General features: G+C 36.6%; 20 protein-coding genes. 15 read left to right on the top strand and 5 right to left on the bottom strand.

What is annotated here, in order from left to right; all coding sequences use genetic code 11:
* Nucleotides 1-16 precede the first annotated feature (16 nt).
* From G504_RS0111650 to G504_RS0111635, 4 genes are read right to left on the bottom strand one after another with little or no spacing between them, the layout of a single operon-like run.
* Entirely contained in the window at nucleotides 17-691 is a 675-nt protein-coding gene (locus tag G504_RS0111650; RefSeq protein WP_019670362.1) for an ABC transporter ATP-binding protein, read from the bottom strand.
* 9 nt (nucleotides 692-700) lie between these two features.
* Nucleotides 701-1,963, bottom strand: a complete 1,263-nt coding sequence (locus G504_RS0111645; RefSeq protein WP_019670361.1) for an ABC transporter permease — start codon at nucleotides 1,961-1,963, stop codon at nucleotides 701-703.
* Nucleotides 1,960-3,063 (bottom strand): efflux RND transporter periplasmic adaptor subunit, encoded by a 1,104-nt coding sequence (locus tag G504_RS0111640; RefSeq protein WP_019670360.1) that lies wholly within the window; start codon nucleotides 3,061-3,063, stop codon nucleotides 1,960-1,962. Before G504_RS0111640 ends, G504_RS0111645 begins: the two co-directional genes overlap by 4 nt.
* 37 nt (nucleotides 3,064-3,100) lie before the next feature.
* Nucleotides 3,101-3,808 (bottom strand): LytR/AlgR family response regulator transcription factor, encoded by a 708-nt coding sequence (locus G504_RS0111635; RefSeq protein ID WP_019670359.1) that lies wholly within the window; start codon nucleotides 3,806-3,808, stop codon nucleotides 3,101-3,103.
* 343 nt (nucleotides 3,809-4,151) lie between these two features.
* Here G504_RS0111635 and G504_RS0111630 point away from each other — a divergent pair, with 343 nt between their 5' ends.
* The 6 genes from G504_RS0111630 to G504_RS0111605 all read left to right on the top strand — a co-directional run bounded on the left by G504_RS0111630 (nucleotide 4,152) and on the right by G504_RS0111605 (nucleotide 9,894).
* Nucleotides 4,152-4,589 (top strand): hypothetical protein, encoded by a 438-nt coding sequence (locus tag G504_RS0111630; protein ID WP_019670358.1) that lies wholly within the window; start codon nucleotides 4,152-4,154, stop codon nucleotides 4,587-4,589.
* 159 nt (nucleotides 4,590-4,748) lie between these two features.
* On the top strand, nucleotides 4,749-5,048 hold the full coding sequence (gene hpf / locus G504_RS0111625; RefSeq protein WP_019670357.1) for a ribosome hibernation-promoting factor, HPF/YfiA family: 300 nt from the start codon (nucleotides 4,749-4,751) through the stop codon (nucleotides 5,046-5,048).
* 23 nt (nucleotides 5,049-5,071) lie between these two features.
* Nucleotides 5,072-5,908: a universal stress protein gene (locus G504_RS0111620; protein ID WP_019670356.1), complete on the top strand. Its 837-nt coding sequence runs from the start codon at nucleotides 5,072-5,074 to the stop codon at nucleotides 5,906-5,908.
* 42 nt (nucleotides 5,909-5,950) lie between these two features.
* Nucleotides 5,951-7,846, top strand: coding sequence for a sensor histidine kinase (locus G504_RS0111615; protein WP_019670355.1), 1,896 nt, complete (start codon nucleotides 5,951-5,953; stop codon nucleotides 7,844-7,846).
* Nucleotides 7,847-7,903: 57 nt separating this feature from the next.
* Nucleotides 7,904-8,962, top strand: a complete 1,059-nt coding sequence (locus tag G504_RS0111610; RefSeq protein WP_019670354.1) for a response regulator — start codon at nucleotides 7,904-7,906, stop codon at nucleotides 8,960-8,962.
* Between the two features lie 92 nt (nucleotides 8,963-9,054).
* Nucleotides 9,055-9,894 carry a universal stress protein gene (locus G504_RS0111605; protein WP_019670353.1) on the top strand — a complete coding sequence of 280 codons (840 nt, stop codon included), beginning with the start codon at nucleotides 9,055-9,057 and terminating at the stop codon, nucleotides 9,892-9,894.
* A gap of 88 nt (nucleotides 9,895-9,982) precedes the next feature.
* Here the strand turns inward: G504_RS0111605 and trxA are convergent, their stop codons facing one another.
* Complete coding sequence (gene trxA, locus G504_RS0111600; RefSeq protein WP_019670352.1) at nucleotides 9,983-10,282, bottom strand: thioredoxin; 300 nt, start codon at nucleotides 10,280-10,282, stop codon at nucleotides 9,983-9,985.
* A gap of 118 nt (nucleotides 10,283-10,400) precedes the next feature.
* Between trxA and G504_RS0111595 the strand changes: the two genes are divergently transcribed.
* The 9 genes from G504_RS0111595 (at nucleotide 10,401) to G504_RS0111555 (ending at nucleotide 17,517) form a co-directional block, all read left to right on the top strand.
* A complete protein-coding gene (locus tag G504_RS0111595) occupies nucleotides 10,401-11,246 on the top strand; it encodes a universal stress protein (protein ID WP_019670351.1) in 846 nt (281 codons plus the stop codon).
* An 18-nt stretch (nucleotides 11,247-11,264) separates the two neighbouring features.
* Nucleotides 11,265-12,098, top strand: coding sequence for a universal stress protein (locus G504_RS0111590; protein ID WP_019670350.1), 834 nt, complete (start codon nucleotides 11,265-11,267; stop codon nucleotides 12,096-12,098).
* An 18-nt stretch (nucleotides 12,099-12,116) separates the two neighbouring features.
* Nucleotides 12,117-12,965, top strand: coding sequence for a universal stress protein (locus tag G504_RS18625; RefSeq protein WP_019670349.1), 849 nt, complete (start codon nucleotides 12,117-12,119; stop codon nucleotides 12,963-12,965).
* Between the two features lie 93 nt (nucleotides 12,966-13,058).
* Nucleotides 13,059-13,475 (top strand): hypothetical protein, encoded by a 417-nt coding sequence (locus tag G504_RS0111580; RefSeq protein ID WP_019670348.1) that lies wholly within the window; start codon nucleotides 13,059-13,061, stop codon nucleotides 13,473-13,475.
* Nucleotides 13,476-13,518: 43 nt separating this feature from the next.
* A complete protein-coding gene (locus tag G504_RS0111575) occupies nucleotides 13,519-14,361 on the top strand; it encodes an ATP cone domain-containing protein (RefSeq protein WP_019670347.1) in 843 nt (280 codons plus the stop codon).
* Between the two features lie 18 nt (nucleotides 14,362-14,379).
* Nucleotides 14,380-15,744: an MBL fold metallo-hydrolase RNA specificity domain-containing protein gene (locus tag G504_RS0111570; protein ID WP_019670346.1), complete on the top strand. Its 1,365-nt coding sequence runs from the start codon at nucleotides 14,380-14,382 to the stop codon at nucleotides 15,742-15,744.
* Nucleotides 15,745-15,812: 68 nt separating this feature from the next.
* Nucleotides 15,813-16,232, top strand: a complete 420-nt coding sequence (locus G504_RS0111565; RefSeq protein WP_019670345.1) for a hypothetical protein — start codon at nucleotides 15,813-15,815, stop codon at nucleotides 16,230-16,232.
* A gap of 172 nt (nucleotides 16,233-16,404) precedes the next feature.
* Nucleotides 16,405-16,848 (top strand): hypothetical protein, encoded by a 444-nt coding sequence (locus tag G504_RS0111560; RefSeq protein WP_019670344.1) that lies wholly within the window; start codon nucleotides 16,405-16,407, stop codon nucleotides 16,846-16,848.
* A gap of 9 nt (nucleotides 16,849-16,857) precedes the next feature.
* Nucleotides 16,858-17,517, top strand: a complete 660-nt coding sequence (locus G504_RS0111555; protein WP_040444099.1) for a hypothetical protein — start codon at nucleotides 16,858-16,860, stop codon at nucleotides 17,515-17,517.
* Nucleotides 17,518-17,547 lie beyond the last annotated feature (30 nt).

The following is a 17,547-nucleotide window of genomic DNA, read 5'->3' as shown; positions in this document are numbered from 1 at the left end:
ATTTGATCATTGGAATTCAGGAAATAATGGTACCATCTTCCATTTCTATTATCCTATCCGTGCGTTTTGCAAAATCTAAATCGTGGGTTACGACCAACAATGAAAGTCCTTCCTCTTCTTTTAACCTTTTAAATATTTGGAAAACGTTTTCCGCATTATAGCTATCAAGATTACCAGTAGGCTCGTCTCCCATTAATATATCGGGATTGTTAATAAGTGCTCTTGCAATGGCCACACGTTGCTTTTCTCCACCAGAAACCTGGGAAGCCCTTTTTTTGGCCAAATGTCCAATATTCAGCATATTTAGTTTCTCCATGGCATCATGCTCAATTTCCTGATAAGATTTAGAGGCTAATTTTTTTGCAGGAAGCATAACATTCTCCAGGACACTGAATTCAGAGAGCAAGTAATGAAATTGAAAAACGAAACCAATATGCCTGTTCCTGATCTGAGACAGTTCTTTACGTGGTTTTCCTGTGACGAGTTCTTCATTTAAAAACAGTTCGCCTTCATAATCGGTGTCCATGGTAGAAAGAATATAAAGCAAGGTTGATTTTCCCGAACCAGATTTTCCCATTATTGAAGCAAATTCTCCTTCTTTTACACGGAAGCTGATATCTTTTAAGACATGAAAATCTACAGGTTTTCTAAAATGCTTGTTAATAGTTTTTGTTTCCAGTACCGTTCCCATTAGTATGAATTAGGTTCCGCGAATAATTCGCACAGGATCTATTTTTCTGGCCTTGTTAGAGGGTAAATAACCGGCAATAAATGTGGAAATAAGGGCAAATGTAATTCCGATAAAATAATAACCCGGATTATAATTTACGGGAAATGTACTTATCGTTGGTAGGGCCTGGGTTTCGAATGGGATATTATCAATAACTCTGGATAGGAAGAAACCGATGATCAAGCCTACAAAACCACCTATAACACCTATTATCATAGCCTGACTCATAAATATAAGCTGAACATCGGTCCCCGAAAACCCCGTTGCCTTAAGTATGGCGATGTCTTTCATTTTTTCATAAATAAGCATATTCAGAATATTGTAGATGCCAAAGCCGGCCACAATGAGCAGGGTTATTGAAACTGAATAAGTAATTATATTGCGAATATTGCTGCCCGTTTCAAACTGGGCATTTGCTTCATTAATGTCCGTGGCTTTAATTTTAAACTGCTTTTCTAATTGCCTGGCCATGGCAGGAGCCTCGGAGATATCAAAGAGTTTAATATTGATATCGGTTATATAATTTTCAGCCTCCCCCAGGATTCTCTGTACCGTTTTAAGATTTGCAAAACTCTGAACGTTGTCTATTTCAGCAATACCACTCTGATATATTCCAACTATCTTCAATGGAAAAACAGTGCCCTTTACGGTGCTCACCTGCAGGCGATTCCCTACACCAAGAGACATTTTTTTGGCCAGCCCGGATCCCAGTAAAATTCCATTGTCCGTATTTTTCAGTGCCTCCGGACTTCCCTCTACAATATTATCCTGAATATTGGACAGGCTCACTTCCTCCATTATGTCAACGCCTACAAGATTGCCGCCAAGTTCTATGGACCCGGACAGGTAAAATATCTGAGACCGGAGTTGCGGTGTTGCGCCTTTTACATTTTCCTGATCTTTTAAATAATGTAATATCGGGAGGGCATTATGTATTTTGAGCTGGCTTTGTTTTGGCTTAATGGAATGGACAACGTTGAAACCTTCGTCAAATTTTTCGTATAAAGAAATGGGCTGTTCCGCCGAAGGTTCAATTTCATTAAACATGTGTATATGAGGAGTCTGATTAAGAATGAGGTCATCTAACATTCCATTCAAACCAGTCATAAAGCTCACCAGGGTAATGTAGGCTCCAATACCAAAGGTAACTCCAAGAGAGGCAGTTACCGTAGACTTCATTTTGGTTAACAGATGCGTTTTGGCAATATTAATTATTAATTTCCAATTGGTCATTCTTCGGGCTTTATAATGTACGTATTTGCATCCAGGCCAGAACGTACTTCTACGCGTTCCATATCTTCTATCCCCGTCACAATTTCTATAATTCCTTCTTCCGTTTTTACGTTATTATCACCAATAAGATATTCCTTGGGTATGGTAAGAGCATTTTCTTTTTGGGAAACAATAATGTTTCCCTCTCCTGCCAGCCCCGGATACAGTACTTCGGGCGGGTTCGTAAATAGGGCTTCAATTTTAAAAGTCTGGGAGCGCTCATCTTTCCTTGGATAAATTTTGCTTAGAACCGCAGTGTATACTTCTGATCCGTAGGCATCAAGTGTTATCAATGCGGTTTGACCAATTTTCAACTTTACTATATCAACCTCGTCTACTAACATTTCAATTATAAAATCAGAGGCACTCCCAATAGCAGCAATGGGTTCCATAGTATTAACAATTTCGCCCTGGTTTTTGTAAAGCGCATAGAGTTTACCATTAATTTTACTTTTTACTGTAAAATCTTTTGTTGCAATAATGGAGGTTTCATAATTGTTTTCTGCCTGCTTTAATTTTGTTTTTAATTCGGACTTTGTTCTTTCAAAATTACCTTTTAGCAAAGCCAGGTTGTTACTTGATAATTCATAGGCGAGTTTTCTGTTTTCATATTCTATTTTTGATCCTATATTTTGATCCCAGAGATTTTTTTGCCTGGAAAAATTTACAGAATCATTTTTATATTTGAGTTCTGCAGCGTTTATTTCATCGATCAGTGCCCTTATTATGGCATTACTCCCACTGTAATTCTCACGTGCCAATTCAAGGTTCAGTTTCGCATTTTCCATGTTTAGCTTAGGGGTATTGTTGATAATTTGAGCTATGGGCATACCTTTGGCCAGGGAATCACCTTCGTCAACAAAATTTTTATCCAGAATACCTCCAACAGCTGCGTATACCTGATAAAGGCTATCCGGTTGAATGGTTACCGATGAATATACAGATTCTGTAATGGTTACTTCTGAGGGCAGGATCTTTTCCTGGTCTTTATTGCAGGCTGCAAAGACAGAAACAAAGAGTAAGCTTAAAAGTAATCTATGTGAAAAAGGAATATATCTCATCAAGTTTATTTTGAGTTATCCGGTATAATTTAACTTGCTAATTATCCACCTTTTCCAAAAGCAGTTCAAGTTTTGCTTTTTGCTTTCTGCTCATTGGTAGCTGATATTGACCTACCTCCACACTCGTACAGCCGAATTTTTCTATCTTGTTTAAATTTACAATATATGCTCTATGAATCCTAAGAAATCTATCATTAGGTAGTTTATCAGAAATTGATTTCATGGAACTCAGGACAACCAGGGTTTCATTTTCTGTGATTATTTTAACATAATCGCCCAGCGCTTCCACCCATTTAATTTCTCTTATGTTGAGCTTCCGGTTATTCATGTTACTCCGCACCTTTAAAAATTCCTCCTCTTCAATAGGCTCGCGGACTTTGCCGTAAATAATACATGCTTTCTTAATGGCTTTATTGAAGCGACCGGTTTTTACAGGTTTTAACAAATAATCGGTTACTCCAAAATCAAATGCTTTTAGAGCATAGTTTGGATTAGCAGTTATAATGATAACCTGAACTTCTTTATCTAAAGATTCAAGAAGGTTAAAACCATTTATGCGGGGCATTTCAATATCGAGTAGAATTAAATCAATCTTTTGATTTTTAACAATTCTGCCGGCATCTATGGCATTGTTGCATATGGCTGATAAATTCAAATCACCATGATTCCGGACAAGCTGACTTATAACGGTCTGTTGAACCTTTGAATTTTCTACAACCAGGGTATTTAAGTACTTATCCTTCATACAAACGAATAATTTTTAGTATTTAAAATTATAATGGAATGAATGCTAAGATTCCTTTTGAATTATAGTTACAAAAAACAAAACTATGAGCATTTTGTAGATAAAGGAATGACCTGGATCATTTCCGTATTCGTTATTTCGCATGTCCCAAAAAGGAAACTAATCCCTGGAAGACCAATTGACATAATTTAAGTATAGCTATCGTTGTTTAATGTTATCGGATCTTTTCCGGGCTTTTATTCATTTAAGATGTCCTGATCCATAGTTATATAAATTGCAAAAGCTGACATTTGTCACATTTTATATTATTTAGGAACCTTAGTTTAGCTTTTTTTAAAATAAGATGAAAGAACTGGCAGCCCGTTTAATACATAGGAAATCAAAAGTCAATCTGATTTGGGTAAGCATTGGCGTCGTATATCTCTGGTTCGGGATGCTCAAATTCTTTGTTGGAGTAAGTCCTGCCGAAGATCTTGCCAAGGCAACCATTGATCAGTTGACATTTGGAATTCTTACCCCGGAAATATCCATAATACTGCTTGCAATTTGGGAAACCTCGATTGGATTACTATTAATAAGCCACCTTTTTATAAAATTTGCCTTAAAGCTGGCTTTGGTTCATATTATTTTAACTTTTTTGCCATTTCTTTTTTTTCCGGATCTGGTATTCACGCAGGCACCATTCGGCCTTACCCTCCTGGGCCAGTATATCATTAAAAATGTGATCATTTTGGGAGTCCTTATTGTTTTACTTAAAGAGAGTAATCCACTGCGATCCTGATTATGTTCCTTATTGTTTTTGGTCAGGTTAATAAGTATCTCTAAATTAGAGGATAGCGCATTTGTATAATTATGAGCAGACAGCTGTCAACAATGACAAATGTCATAGTTTACCATTATACTCCGTACGATCTTTATTCAAAACTCTAAACATTCAATTATGACAATAAATATTCAATATGTTCAAATGCCAACCAGTGAATCTATGAGTGCAATTGTAACTTCAAAATTAGAAAAGCTGGCGAATAAATATGATTGGATTATTAAAGCAGATGTATTTTTTAAATTGGAAAATGACCCGTCTGGCAGAGGTAAAATATGCGAAATACGATTAAGTGCACCGGGACCCAGATTATTTGCTAAATCTGATCAGGATAATTTTGAAAAGGCAGCTGCCACAACAATAAAGGAACTGGAAAACCAGCTAAAAAAGCGAAAGGAAACCTTTAGGAAGTATTGAATACCTACTATAAATAAATTACCATGAAAAAAATATTAGTGCCCGTAGATTTTTCGGAACATGCCGGATACGCACTTGAAGTAGCAGCTAATCTGGCAAAAATATTCAATTCGGAGATTGTTGTGCTGCATATGATGGGTCTTTCCGAAGCTTACTTAACGAAAAGCGAGTCTGAAGAAGCAGCGGAAGCTCACTTTTATATGAAATTGGCCAAAAAACGTTACGAGACCTTTTTGGATAAACCATTTTTGAAAGGAGTGAAGGTTACTGAAATGGTTCAAAACTACAAGATATTCAGTGAGATTAATCAGTTGGCAAAAGAGCAAAATATTGACTTAATAATCATGGGTTCGCATGGCACAAGTGGTGTCAGCGAGATATTTGTAGGTTCCAATACCGAAAAGGTTGTACGAACATCGGGCATACCGGTTTTAGTGATTAAAGAGCCTACTCCTTTATTTAACCCTAAATTGGTTGTTTTTGCCTGTGATTTAAGGGTAGAGAGTATTAAAGCCTATCATAATGCAAGGGCTCTTTTTGCAAAATGGGACCTTAAACTCCATCTGGTTTATGTGAATTTACCCAATGAAGAATTTATGAGTACCGGGGAGATGAAAAAGAAAGCAGAATTTTTCTTTAAAGTAGCGCACGACGGGGAGGTGCCTTCTAATACCAAAATCGTATATGTCTCGGACTATTCAATTGAAGGAGGTATTTTTAATTATGCAAATGATGTAAATGCAGATCTGATAGCTATTCCGACCCATGGTAGAAGCGGAATTGCGCATTTTTTCAAAGGAAGCATAGGAGAAGATGTAGTTAATCATGCCAATTTGCCGGTTATTACTTTCAGGGTTTAGTTAAGCTTGCAGTTTGCCTGCGGATAATTAATATCTTATTTTATGAAAAGGATGCATGTTTTTGATAAAAATATTGATATATGCAATTTACTATCCGAAGCAGTATCGGAGGGCATAATCGTTTTAAATGAGGACCAGTTAATTGTCTCTATTAACGAAAAAGCGGCCTATCTGTTTGAATATACGCATCATGAACTCCTGGGAAAACCACTTTCCGAATTAATTCCTGAGAAGAATAAAAAAATCCACAATGGACATTTTGCCAAATATTGCAAGAATATTAAGAAAGAAAAATTGGCCGGTGGCCGATGTGTAGAGGGGCTGCGAAAAACCGGGGAGGTATTTCCCTTAAATGTAAAATTCAATCCTTTTTTTGTATACCAAAACACCTATATCCTGGTATTGGTTAATGATTTATCTGAAAGGATCGAAATTGAAAAAAGCCTGGACATAAAAAGTAAAGCGCTGGATTCAACAGATAACGGCATTATTATTTCAGATGCATTGGAAGATGATTACCCTATTATATATGTGAATAGGGCATTTAGCAAACTTACCGGATATTCCCCTTCTGATGCCCTAAATAGAAATTGTCGCTTCCTACAGAAAGATGATAATGACCAAAAAGGTGTGAGAATAATGCGTAATGCAATAAAAGCAGGTAAAAAGTGCCGGGTACAGGTAAGGAATTATAAAAAGGATGGTACCTTATTCTGGAACGAGATATCCATTAATCCAATCCGCAATAATCAGGGGAAAGTCACGCATTTTGTGGGAATACAGAATGATATTACCAAACGAGTGAAAGCAGAGGAGGAGATACAGCATTTTTTAAAGATTTTTGATGATTCACTTAATGAAATTTATGTTTTTGATGTAAAAACGCACCGGTTTTCTCATGTAAATTACGGAGCACAGAAAAATACGGGTTATACTTTAAGAGAATTAAAAAAAATAACTTTAGAGGATTTACTTGGTGGTATTACGAAAGATCGGTTACGGGAAATTCTGGATCCTCTGCATCTAAACAATCAAAAGAAAATTACCTTTGAAACCATTTTTAAGCGTAAGGATGGAACTACCTATCCCGTGGAAGTTCATTTGCAATCCTCCACTCTGGGGGGCAGGGTATTAGCAGTTGCTATTGCCCTCGATATCTCTGAAAGAAAAAACTATACGCAAAAACTTGAGAAGACCGTAGCCCAGAGAACCCAGGAACTCAAAGAAGCTTTAATCAAAGAAAAGGAACTGAATGAGCTTAAGTCCAAATTCCTTTCAATGGTTTCTCATGAGTTTAAAACCCCATTAAGTTCAATTCTCACCTCGGCCACATTGGTAGGAAAATACTGCGATTCTGATCAACAGGACATGAGAAAGAAACACCTGGAGTCTATTTCCAACGGGGTGTATTATCTTACAGGCATATTGAATGATTTTTTATCTATTGAACGACTGGAGAAGGGTAAAGAGATTTACAGACTTGCTGATTTTTCGCTCAGTAAAGTAGTTAATCAGGTGGTTTATAATGCAAATATGTTACTTAAATCCGGTCAGAAAATAAATTATCCAATGAATATAGAGGAAGAAATGGTATATCAGGATGAAAGGATTATTTCATTGATACTAACTAATTTGTTGCATAACGCCATTAAGTACTCCCCGGAAGAAACCGAAATAGACATAAAATTTGACCTTCAAGAAGATCAGCTTTCTTTCAGCGTTGTAGACAGGGGGATTGGTATTCCGGAGAAAGACCAAGTACATATATTTGAGCGATACTTCCGGGCAGATAATGTACTACTTACTCAGGGTACCGGAATAGGGCTTAATATTGTCAAATTTCATATTGAAAATCTGGGAGGAAATATTAGCTTTAAAAGTATTGAAAACAAAGGGAGTACATTCACCGTTAAGCTCCCTGTTAATAGTATTAAATAACATTTGTCAATTGGTATAATGCCAAGAGATTCTTTTTAAAACTTCAAAGATTTTACTATGATCAAAAAGGTATTATTAATTGAAGATGACACTACTCTAAGAGAGAGCACCGCAGAATTATTGGAATTGGCAAATTACAAAGTCATTACAGCTCCTGACGGGGAAAAGGGAGTTTTGACTGCTAAAGCGGCTCACCCGGACGTTATCATATGCGACATTATGATGCCAAAGTTAGATGGCTATGGTGTTTTAAAGGCTTTGTCCGCTGACAATAAGACCAAGGCAATACCATTCATCTTTCTCACTGCCAAAACGGAACACAAGGAAGTTAGACTGGGAATGGAATTGGGTGCAGATGACTACCTCACTAAACCATTCGCAGAATCAGAACTTGTCGGTGCAATTGAAAGCAGGATTGCCAAGGCCAATATTCTTATGGAGTCCCAACAGAATTATACAACTGATACTTCAGGAAATGATATGCAGGTTAAGAGTATTCATCAGCTCAAGAATTTTATTGATGACAATGGGGATGATTTCTATTTTCAAATGGGCGATGTAATTTACCGGGAAGGAGACAACTCTAATTTGGTTTATTTGGTGATAAAAGGCAACGTAAAAACACATAAGTTGGATGAGCAAGGGAAGGAATTAATCACAGGAATTTACAGAGCAGACGATTTTTTTGGCTTTACAAGTTTTACTAAGAACATTCCTTATCGGGAATATGCCACAGCCATGGAAGATTCTACCCTAATTGGCCTTCACAAGGATCAATTAAAAATACTTTTGGAGCAAAACAGCGAACTCGTTATGGAGTTATTACAACTTTTATCAGAGGACTTAATACAGATAAAAGAGCAGTTATTGCAGATGGCCTATGGTTCTGTGCGCAAGAAAACAGCTTCTACCTTGCTGAAATTTGCAGATAAGTTACAGAAAGATGAAGCCGGTAATATTCATGTATTGAGGAGTGATCTGGCCAGTGTTGCCGGAATGGCTACAGAAACTCTCATAAGAACCTTGTCTAACTTTAAGAAAGAAGGCATTATTGAGATTCAGGATCGGGATATTAGAATTTTGGATATGGATCGGTTAGAAAAGATTCCTTATTAATTTTTGAAACCCGAATTTACTGGTACATGATGGTAATCATTTTACGGTTATCCTGCTGAATGTAATTTTGTTTTTTAACAAATCAGACTAAGATGAAACGTATTTTAATCCCAACAGATTTTTCAGAAAATGCACATAATGCAATAAATTATGGGCTTGAATTATTTAAGAAAACCAAATGTACTTTTCACATAATTCACATTAATCCAATCCCACCCTATTCGGGAGCCGGAACTTCCGTTAAGGGTAGTTCTGTAATGCTAAAGGAAAAAGTTTTAACTCAAAGCAAAAAAGATCTGAAAAAACTTGTGGATTTTATTAAAGAGCATCATAACAATGAATTGCATTCATTTGTTTCAAAGGCAAAGTATGATTTTTTCACAGATGGAATCAAGAAGGAAGTAGAAGATAAAGAGATAGACCTTATTATAATGGGAACTAAAGGTGCTTCCGGGCTTAAAAAAGTAGCTATGGGAAGCAATACCGGTGATGTGATAACCAAGGTAAAATGCCCTTTGCTGGCAGTTCCGGAGAATTCTGTTTACAGAAGACTAAAAGAAATAGCCTTCCCAACCGATTTTCATATTGCATATGATATCAAAGTCCTGGATACTTTACTTGAAATGGTTTCAATGAATAATTCTGTTTTAAGAGTAGTTCATATTTCTAAAAAAGGTGAAGTTTTAACGGAAGAACAAAACAGGAATAAGGACTTTTTACATGATTATCTGAGGGATATAGACCATAGTTTCCATACCCTAACCGGTGTAAAACTGGAAACTTCTGTTCAGTGCTTTATTGAGAGCAGAGACATTGATATGATGGCAATGGTGGCTAAAAACCTTAACTATTTCCAACGAATTCTTTTCAGGCCAACCGTAGAAGAAATTAGTTACCATACAGATATTCCTTTCCTGGTATTACACGAATGATAGTCGGCCGAAGTTGCTGTTTCTTTATGTGCTTGCAGAATCTAACGGGAAGATCCAAATGGTGGTGATACTTCCGGTTTTCATACATCTACCTATAGGACGTAATGATATTTATTATTTCATTTTTTGGCAAAACCCCGGATTGTCTCCATAGTTGCTTATTATTCTTGAAAAGAAGCATCGTGGGAACACCTCTCACCTGATATTTCGAGGCAATGGATTGATTTTTATCTACATCTATCTTAACAATTTTAATGGTGTCACCTAATTCTTCTTTAACCTGCTTTAGGATGGGGGCCAGCATTTTACAAGGGCCACACCAATCTGCATAAAAATCTACAAGCACAGGAATATCACCCGACGTTAATTTTCGAAAATTTTGTTTCATTTTTTTCAATCATTTGTGGCTAATTTAAAAAATATAAAGAGTTCAGTAACTGATTAATGTCATGGTTTACTGTCTTGTTAAGTGGTAATTTTAATGCAGTTCCAAAGATAAATTGGTTATGAGAAAAGTTGTAGTACCCACAGATTTTTCTGAAAATGCATTCAATGCACTAAAATATGCCTGCCAATTATTCAAATATACCAGGAGCGACTTCTATATCTTACATGCTTATGCAGATGAGGTTTATCAGCAAGACCGGATTGTTAAGCGAAGTTCATTAGACGAACTAAAAGAGGTAACCTACAATAATTCTGAAAAAAAACTGGCAAAAATACGCAAAGATATCTTTGAGTACTCACCCAACCCAAGGCATAAATTCAAGTCAGTATCGGCTTTTGGCACTCTTACAGATGAAATCAATGATCTTGTTAATTTGGAAAATGCGGATATCGTTGTAATGGGGACAAGGGGTGAAACGAATGACAGAACCATAACCTTTGGAAGCAATACCGTTCAGGTTTTGAAATACGTCCAATGCCCAGTTCTGGCAATTCCTGAAAATTACAAATACCATCAACCCAGAGAGCTCTTGTTTCCTTCAGATTATATGGTGCCTTATAAAAGGAGAGAATTAAAATTATTGTGTGAATTAACGGGTTCCTTCAAATCATCTATTCATATGCTCTATATTAACTCTACCAAGAAACTTTCACTTCGACAGGAAGACAATATGAGTTTTTTAAAAGAATGCCTGTACAAAGCCGACTTGTTTTTTGAAACGATAGAAGGAAAGGATAAAACCGTTGCAATCACCAAATATATTGTCCATAAAGAAATAGACCTTTTGATAATGGTTAATTCCAGGCATTCACATCTGGAGCAAATGTTGCATCAATCCACTATTGAGAAAATAGGGTTACACATAAAAATACCATTTTTGGTTTTGCAAAACCTGTCGCGTTAACTTTTAAAAACACGTATCATGAAAAAAATAATTCTTCCTACCGATTTTTCCTATAATGCATATAACGCTATCACTTATGCAATGAACCTCTTAAAGGATGAGGAGGCAACTTTTTATCTGATGAATACTTATACACCGGCAATTTACCAAACAGAATATTTGTTGCACAGCCCTGGTCAGATTGGTCTGGGAGATATTTACCAATCAGAATCTATAAATCAGCTAGAAGAACTTCAAAAACAACTTCAGAAGGAGTTTAAGAATCCAAAGCATACTATAATTACCCATTCTGCTTTTAATATCCTTGTAGATGAAGTAGCCTCAATGGTTGCCAATGAAAATGCTGATATGGTAATAATGGGTACTCAGGGAGCAACCGGGGCAAAAGAAATTTTCCTTGGCACACATACGGTTCATGTCATTAAAAAAGCTACTTGTCCTGTTATTGCAATTCCTGCAGATTTTGAGTTCGAAACACCTAAAGAAATATTGTTTCCTACGGACTTTGAAGTGGAGTACAGTGAGGAACAATTGACTGCTCTTCTTGATTTGGCTGAATTACACAAATCCAGGATTCAGGTAATACATATATCCAGCGGTTATGACCTTACCGAGTTTCAGGAACAAAATAAGGCCAAACTGGAACAACTATTAGAGAAAACTCCCAACTTGTTTCATGATCTCCCAAGTCAGGAAATCATAACCGGAATAAATAATTTCCAATTAAAAAACAAGATGAACATGTTGGCAATGATCCAAAACAAGCATACCTTTTTGGAAAGTCTTTTTATAGAACCTGTTATTAAGAAAATAGGATTTCACGTTAGCATTCCTTTTATGGTTATTCCGTAAAGAAAAACAGAAAATTTAATGAAAAATATTCTTGTTGCCACTGACTTTTCCAACAATGCCTATAACGCCCTTTTTTATGCCAAGCTCTTGTTTCAAGACTGTAATTGCTCATTCCATATAATCAATGCCTATACGGAGCATACCCCGCTAAAAAGTAATTGTCAGGCCGCAGGTCGTAATTTAAGTTTATTACAGCAATTGGAGGAGGAATCCCTGGAGGGGTTAAATGGATTTTTGCACAAAATAAATCTTGATTCAGGGAATCCCAGGCATCATATTAGTATTCATTCAAAAAATAAAAATTTAGTTGATGCTCTATCACAGGCCATTAAAGAAACGAAAGCCGATCTTCTTGTGATGGGCAATAAAGGGAAAACCGGGGCTAAATCCATATTTCTGGGTAGTAGCGTAATTAAATCCATAAATGCAATTAAGGATTGTCCCATATTGACTATTCCGGGGGAAAAGGAGTTTTTGCCGCCTGCCAGTATTGCTTTTGCCACGGACTACAAGAAGAATTACAATGCCAAAGTTTTGCAACCGCTCCAAACATTGGCATCAAATTGTAGTTCTAACATTTCTATAGTGCATATAAATGAAGAAGAAAGGCTAAGTCCGGTACAGAAATCTAATTTATATACCCTACGGGAGTATTTGGTAAATATTAGACATACCATACATTGGATGCCCGATTTTACTAACAAAACCAGGGCGATTACTGATTTTATTGACGAATTGGGTATTGATATGCTGGCAATGATTCATTACAAACACGGTTTTTTGGAGAAATTAACGCGGGAACCGGTAATAGAAAAAGTAAGTTTTAATATAAACATACCATTTCTAATTCTCCCATATACCGACTGATAGCCATCATTTTACAATTGATGAATGGATTAATAGTATAAGATCCTTACAATGCTGATATACAAACGCAATACTAATTCATAATTTATAGAGATGAAGAAAATTGGAATTTGGTTGGACAAGGAAAAGGCACATCTGGTAACACTGCAAAATGAAGATGTTAGATTCAATACCATTTATTCTGAAATTGATTTCTTTAATCCAAAGGGTGGATCGCGCTCTAAGACAAGATGGGGTCCTCAGGATGTAGTGCAGGATAGCAAATATCTGGAAAGAGAGAAACATCAATTGAAATCGTATTTTAAGGAATTGGCAAAAACAATGGAAGATGCTGAAGCCATAGCAATTTTTGGTCCGGCTGATACCAATGCAAAGCTTTTCAAAGAATTAAATGAAAATTATAAGACACTGGCTTTAAAGGTTAAGACCGTGGAGAAGGCAGATAGTATGACCGAAAATCAGGTCAAAGCCCTGGTAAGGGAATTCTTTAATAAAAAGGGTAACGCCTAGGATTAGATAAACTTTTTGTGGACCACCTCAATCAGGGAATATTATGGCAAAAGAAGATTTTTTCATAGTTAAGGCTTCGGGTGACAAAGTATTATTCTCTGAAGAGAAGTTACGATCTTCTTTAAAAAGAAGTGGCGCAGACAGTAAACTGATTTCTCAGATTTTGAGTCTGGTCAGGGAAGAGTTATATGATGGAATCACAACCAAAGAATTATATAACAGGGCCTATAGCTATTTAAAGCGCAAAAAGCCGGTATACGCATCCAAATATAAACTTAAAAAGGCTATTTATGAGCTCGGACCTACAGGTTTTCCTTTTGAAAGGTTTATAGGCGCCATATTAATGTATTCGGGCTATAAAATTCAGGTTGGAAAGAATGTTTCCGGAAAATGTGTAAGCCATGAAATAGATGTGGTTGCGGAGAAAAATGGTGCTATTCTAATTATTGAATGTAAATTTCATGGAGAACAAGGTCGCAATTGTAATGTAAAGATTCCTTTATACATTTATTCAAGATACCTGGATATAAAAAATGCCGGGGATAATGCTATTTCAAATATTGGGGAACCAGACGATTGCTGGGTGGTTACCAATACACGTTTTACCAAAGATGCCATAGTCTATGGAAATTGTACAGGGCTGTACCTTCTAAGCTGGGACTATCCAAAAGGGAATAGCATAAAAGAACGGATAGACAGGCTGGGGTTATACCCCATAACAGTTTCAACACTTTTGACGAAAAGAGAGAAGCAATTTTTGTTAAGCCGCGATGTGGTATTGTGCCGTCAATTGTTAAAAGATAGTTTCTACCTGGATCATTTGGGGGTTTCCGATATAAGAAAAACTAAAATTCTCAACGAAGTGGGGATGCTTTGTAAGACTTAATACCATTAAATTGATATAATGGTTAAAATACATTTTTTAGGCGCTTCAGGTACGGTAACCGGATCCAAATTTTATCTCGAAACAACGGAGAAGAATATTCTCATTGATTGTGGGTTGTTTCAGGGGAAGAAAGATCTCAGGATTTCCAATTGGAAACCATTACCCGTATCGGTTGGTTCAATAGATGTTGTATTGTTAACACATGGTCATCTGGATCATACAGGCTATTTGCCCAGGCTGGTGAAAGCAGGCTTTAAAGGCAACATTATAGGAACTGCACCCACTCTGGCAATCGCGAGGATAATATTGCTCGACAGCGCAAAAATAAATGAAGAAGAAGCAGAAATGGCAAATAGGGAGGGCTATAGCAAGCATAAGCCGGCAATGCCATTATATAGCTTGAATGATGCAGAACATACAATTACCCTGTTTAAAGCGGAAGAATTAGACCGTTGGATGCAACTTTCCGAGAATATCCAATATAGGTTCAGATACAACGGGCATATTATTGGTTCTGCTTTTATTGAATTAGACATCTCCGGTAAGCGTTTTGTTTTTTCAGGCGATGTTGGAAGGCCAGAGGATTTATTATTAGATCCCCCGGTTAAGCCCGAGTGGGCCGATTTTCTGTTTGTTGAAAGCACCTATGGAAACAAATTGCACCCGCCGGATAATGTTGAGGAAAGATTGGTTTCGCTCGTAAACAAAACCCTTTACGCCAGAGGTAATCTGCTCATTCCTTCCTTTGCGGTAGAGCGTTTGCAATCTTTGATGTATTTATTCTGGAAGCTTTATAAGAAGAACAAAATACCGCATATCCCAATATTTATAGATAGCCCAATGGGAAACGATGTGCTGGCCATTTTCGAACGTTTCCCCAAATGGCATAAATTATCGAAAAAGGAATACAAGGCGATGTGCAGGCACTTTAATATTATTGATTCCTATAGGCAAACATGGGAAACTATAGATGATCCCAGACCAAAAATTGTTATTGCCGGAAGTGGAATGGTCACCGGAGGAAGAATTCTCACATACCTGCAACAACTGGTCGATAATCCGAACACCAATATTTTACTGGTGGGTTACATGGCCGAAGGAACCAGGGGTAGAGCACTTTTAGAAGGGGCTAAGGAGCTTAAGATCTTTGGAAAATACTATTCCGTAAATGCCGGTGTATACCATGAAGAAAGTTTGTCGGCCCACTCGGATCAAAAAGAATTGTTGGATTGGATGGCGTCTATAAAAAATATTCCGGAACGTGTTTTTTTGATACATGGAGAGCAGGAAGCCCTGGCAGCGTTCAAAGATAAAATTGAAGATATCTATAAATGGAAAGTCCGGATTCCGGAATTATTTGAAACCGCAGAGCTTATTTTTTAATTGATACATGATTTTGATCATTGTTCATGCTGTAATTCGAGAGTAGTTTTAAAAACAGATACATTTTAATGAAAAATAAAACGAAAGATCGCAAACCATATGATCTGGAAAAATTCCATTTAGACTCCCGGCAATGGAAATCTTCCTTTCATCTGATGAAGGATGAGTTGGTGTTTATAGAAGAATTGCTCCACTCTTATGTTTTTGAACCCGATACGCCCAACTTGTTTGAGCGTTTACAGGATTATCTCGCCCGCCTGAAGACGGTTAAGAATTATGGAAAGGAATTAGAAGAACAAATAATACAACATGAAAATAAGCTGGGCGGTGCTTTGGAATGTAAGAGCGGGCATTGCGATGAAGATGTTCATGTTGAACATCAGCAACTAAAAGCCAACGTGGTGAACTGCTTACAACAATTTCAAGTGCTAAAATCAGAAGTATTCAATTATGCCGGGGGCATTTTAAGGAAACGAAGACCAGACTGAATTTGAAAGGAATAACCCCCAGGCCCTCCTGATAATTATCATTTCCTATTGTTCTTCTGTTCGCTAAATTGTAATCAGATAAGAAATAATCCTAAACCAAATCGAAAATAAATAGAATTATAGATATCAAACTATTTAGGTTTATACGAGTACTGATTAAAAATTGAATACAATGGATATAAAAGATAACACACACAGGTATATTGAATGGATAGATCCCGAAGAGATGCATAGGGCAACCATACTTTGGCTGTCAGAAGTGAAATTTATGAGAGATGAACAAATGTTTTTAAACAACCTCATAAAACATTATACCGTACAATTGGTAGATTCAAAAATCTTTGGTAAAAGCAAAGAAATTGTGTCCAGACTTACCGATCTTGAAAAGGAAGCCATTTCTCTTATGAAAAAAATACAGGCTCACGAAAACAAATTAGAAATTATGATCGACGATATTGATCAGCTGGAATTGGAAAAGGCCTACAGGGATACCCACAGAGAATTAGCCGGTACTATAGAGCATTATAAGGAAGAATACATGCAGATCAAATCCGGGCTTTTTAGTTTAGTTTCTAATGTAATTAAGAAGGAAAAACAAAAGCGATTGTTAAATTAGCTTAAGCATATGAAGAAGGCACTTATTTTAATTGTACTATTAGGTATGGGATGTTCCTCCACCGAGTTGGTAGATAGTTGGAAGAATCCTGACATTGTAATTTTCGATGCCAGCAAAGTACTTATTGTTGGTATGACATCTAACCTCAAAGCCAGGGAAGATTACGAAACCAAAATGAAGCGACATTTCACCAACAGGGGGGTAGAAGCAATGCGAAGCATAGATTTATTTGATGTAGGATTTACAGATTCAGAAAGGTCCGAGGAAGAACTGGATGAGGTGGAACAATCACTCCTGGATAAGGATTTTGATGCTATTTTATTCACTAAAATTCTAGGCGCGGAAGATAAAGCAACTTTTAGAAAAAGTATGGCTGATCTGGATAGCTATTATGGAACTTTCAAAGAAGATTATATCTCTCATCAGGATATTTATTATGATGAAAATTATTACGATGCATATACGGTATATCACTCAGAGACTTCCCTTTACTGTATTTGTGTTGGTAAGGAACGCGAACTCATATGGCGCGGAATAATCGATATTACAGACCCTTCAAACATAAAAAGTGCAGTAGATGATTATATAAAACTTGTTGTTTTTGCCCTTGAAGATCAAGATTTGATCTTTCACAAGGAAGAAGATAAAGAAGCTTCATCAAGCCTTTAATTTGCCCAATCCTATTAATTGAGATTGGTC

The organism is Eudoraea adriatica DSM 19308, from assembly GCF_000382125.1.
GTDB lineage: Bacteria > Bacteroidota > Bacteroidia > Flavobacteriales > Flavobacteriaceae > Eudoraea > Eudoraea adriatica.
Note: the sequence above shows the minus strand (reverse complement) of the source record. Positions and strands in the feature narration are given on the sequence as shown.

Excerpts from the sequence above, each read along its gene's own strand:
- G504_RS0111650 (WP_019670362.1), bottom strand. The coding sequence starts at position 691 with ATGGGAACGGTACTGGAAACAAAAACTATTAACAAGCATTTTAGAAAA.
- G504_RS0111645 (WP_019670361.1), bottom strand. The coding sequence starts at position 1,963 with ATGACCAATTGGAAATTAATAATTAATATTGCCAAAACGCATCTGTTA.
- G504_RS0111640 (WP_019670360.1), bottom strand. The coding sequence starts at position 3,063 with ATGAGATATATTCCTTTTTCACATAGATTACTTTTAAGCTTACTCTTT.
- G504_RS0111635 (WP_019670359.1), bottom strand. The coding sequence starts at position 3,808 with ATGAAGGATAAGTACTTAAATACCCTGGTTGTAGAAAATTCAAAGGTT.
- G504_RS0111630 (WP_019670358.1), top strand. The coding sequence starts at position 4,152 with ATGAAAGAACTGGCAGCCCGTTTAATACATAGGAAATCAAAAGTCAAT.
- hpf (WP_019670357.1), top strand. The coding sequence starts at position 4,749 with ATGACAATAAATATTCAATATGTTCAAATGCCAACCAGTGAATCTATG.
- G504_RS0111620 (WP_019670356.1), top strand. The coding sequence starts at position 5,072 with ATGAAAAAAATATTAGTGCCCGTAGATTTTTCGGAACATGCCGGATAC.
- G504_RS0111615 (WP_019670355.1), top strand. The coding sequence starts at position 5,951 with ATGAAAAGGATGCATGTTTTTGATAAAAATATTGATATATGCAATTTA.
- G504_RS0111610 (WP_019670354.1), top strand. The coding sequence starts at position 7,904 with ATGATCAAAAAGGTATTATTAATTGAAGATGACACTACTCTAAGAGAG.
- G504_RS0111605 (WP_019670353.1), top strand. The coding sequence starts at position 9,055 with ATGAAACGTATTTTAATCCCAACAGATTTTTCAGAAAATGCACATAAT.
- trxA (WP_019670352.1), bottom strand. The coding sequence starts at position 10,282 with ATGAAACAAAATTTTCGAAAATTAACGTCGGGTGATATTCCTGTGCTT.
- G504_RS0111595 (WP_019670351.1), top strand. The coding sequence starts at position 10,401 with ATGAGAAAAGTTGTAGTACCCACAGATTTTTCTGAAAATGCATTCAAT.
- G504_RS0111590 (WP_019670350.1), top strand. The coding sequence starts at position 11,265 with ATGAAAAAAATAATTCTTCCTACCGATTTTTCCTATAATGCATATAAC.
- G504_RS18625 (WP_019670349.1), top strand. The coding sequence starts at position 12,117 with ATGAAAAATATTCTTGTTGCCACTGACTTTTCCAACAATGCCTATAAC.
- G504_RS0111580 (WP_019670348.1), top strand. The coding sequence starts at position 13,059 with ATGAAGAAAATTGGAATTTGGTTGGACAAGGAAAAGGCACATCTGGTA.
- G504_RS0111575 (WP_019670347.1), top strand. The coding sequence starts at position 13,519 with ATGGCAAAAGAAGATTTTTTCATAGTTAAGGCTTCGGGTGACAAAGTA.
- G504_RS0111570 (WP_019670346.1), top strand. The coding sequence starts at position 14,380 with ATGGTTAAAATACATTTTTTAGGCGCTTCAGGTACGGTAACCGGATCC.
- G504_RS0111565 (WP_019670345.1), top strand. The coding sequence starts at position 15,813 with ATGAAAAATAAAACGAAAGATCGCAAACCATATGATCTGGAAAAATTC.
- G504_RS0111560 (WP_019670344.1), top strand. The coding sequence starts at position 16,405 with ATGGATATAAAAGATAACACACACAGGTATATTGAATGGATAGATCCC.
- G504_RS0111555 (WP_040444099.1), top strand. The coding sequence starts at position 16,858 with ATGAAGAAGGCACTTATTTTAATTGTACTATTAGGTATGGGATGTTCC.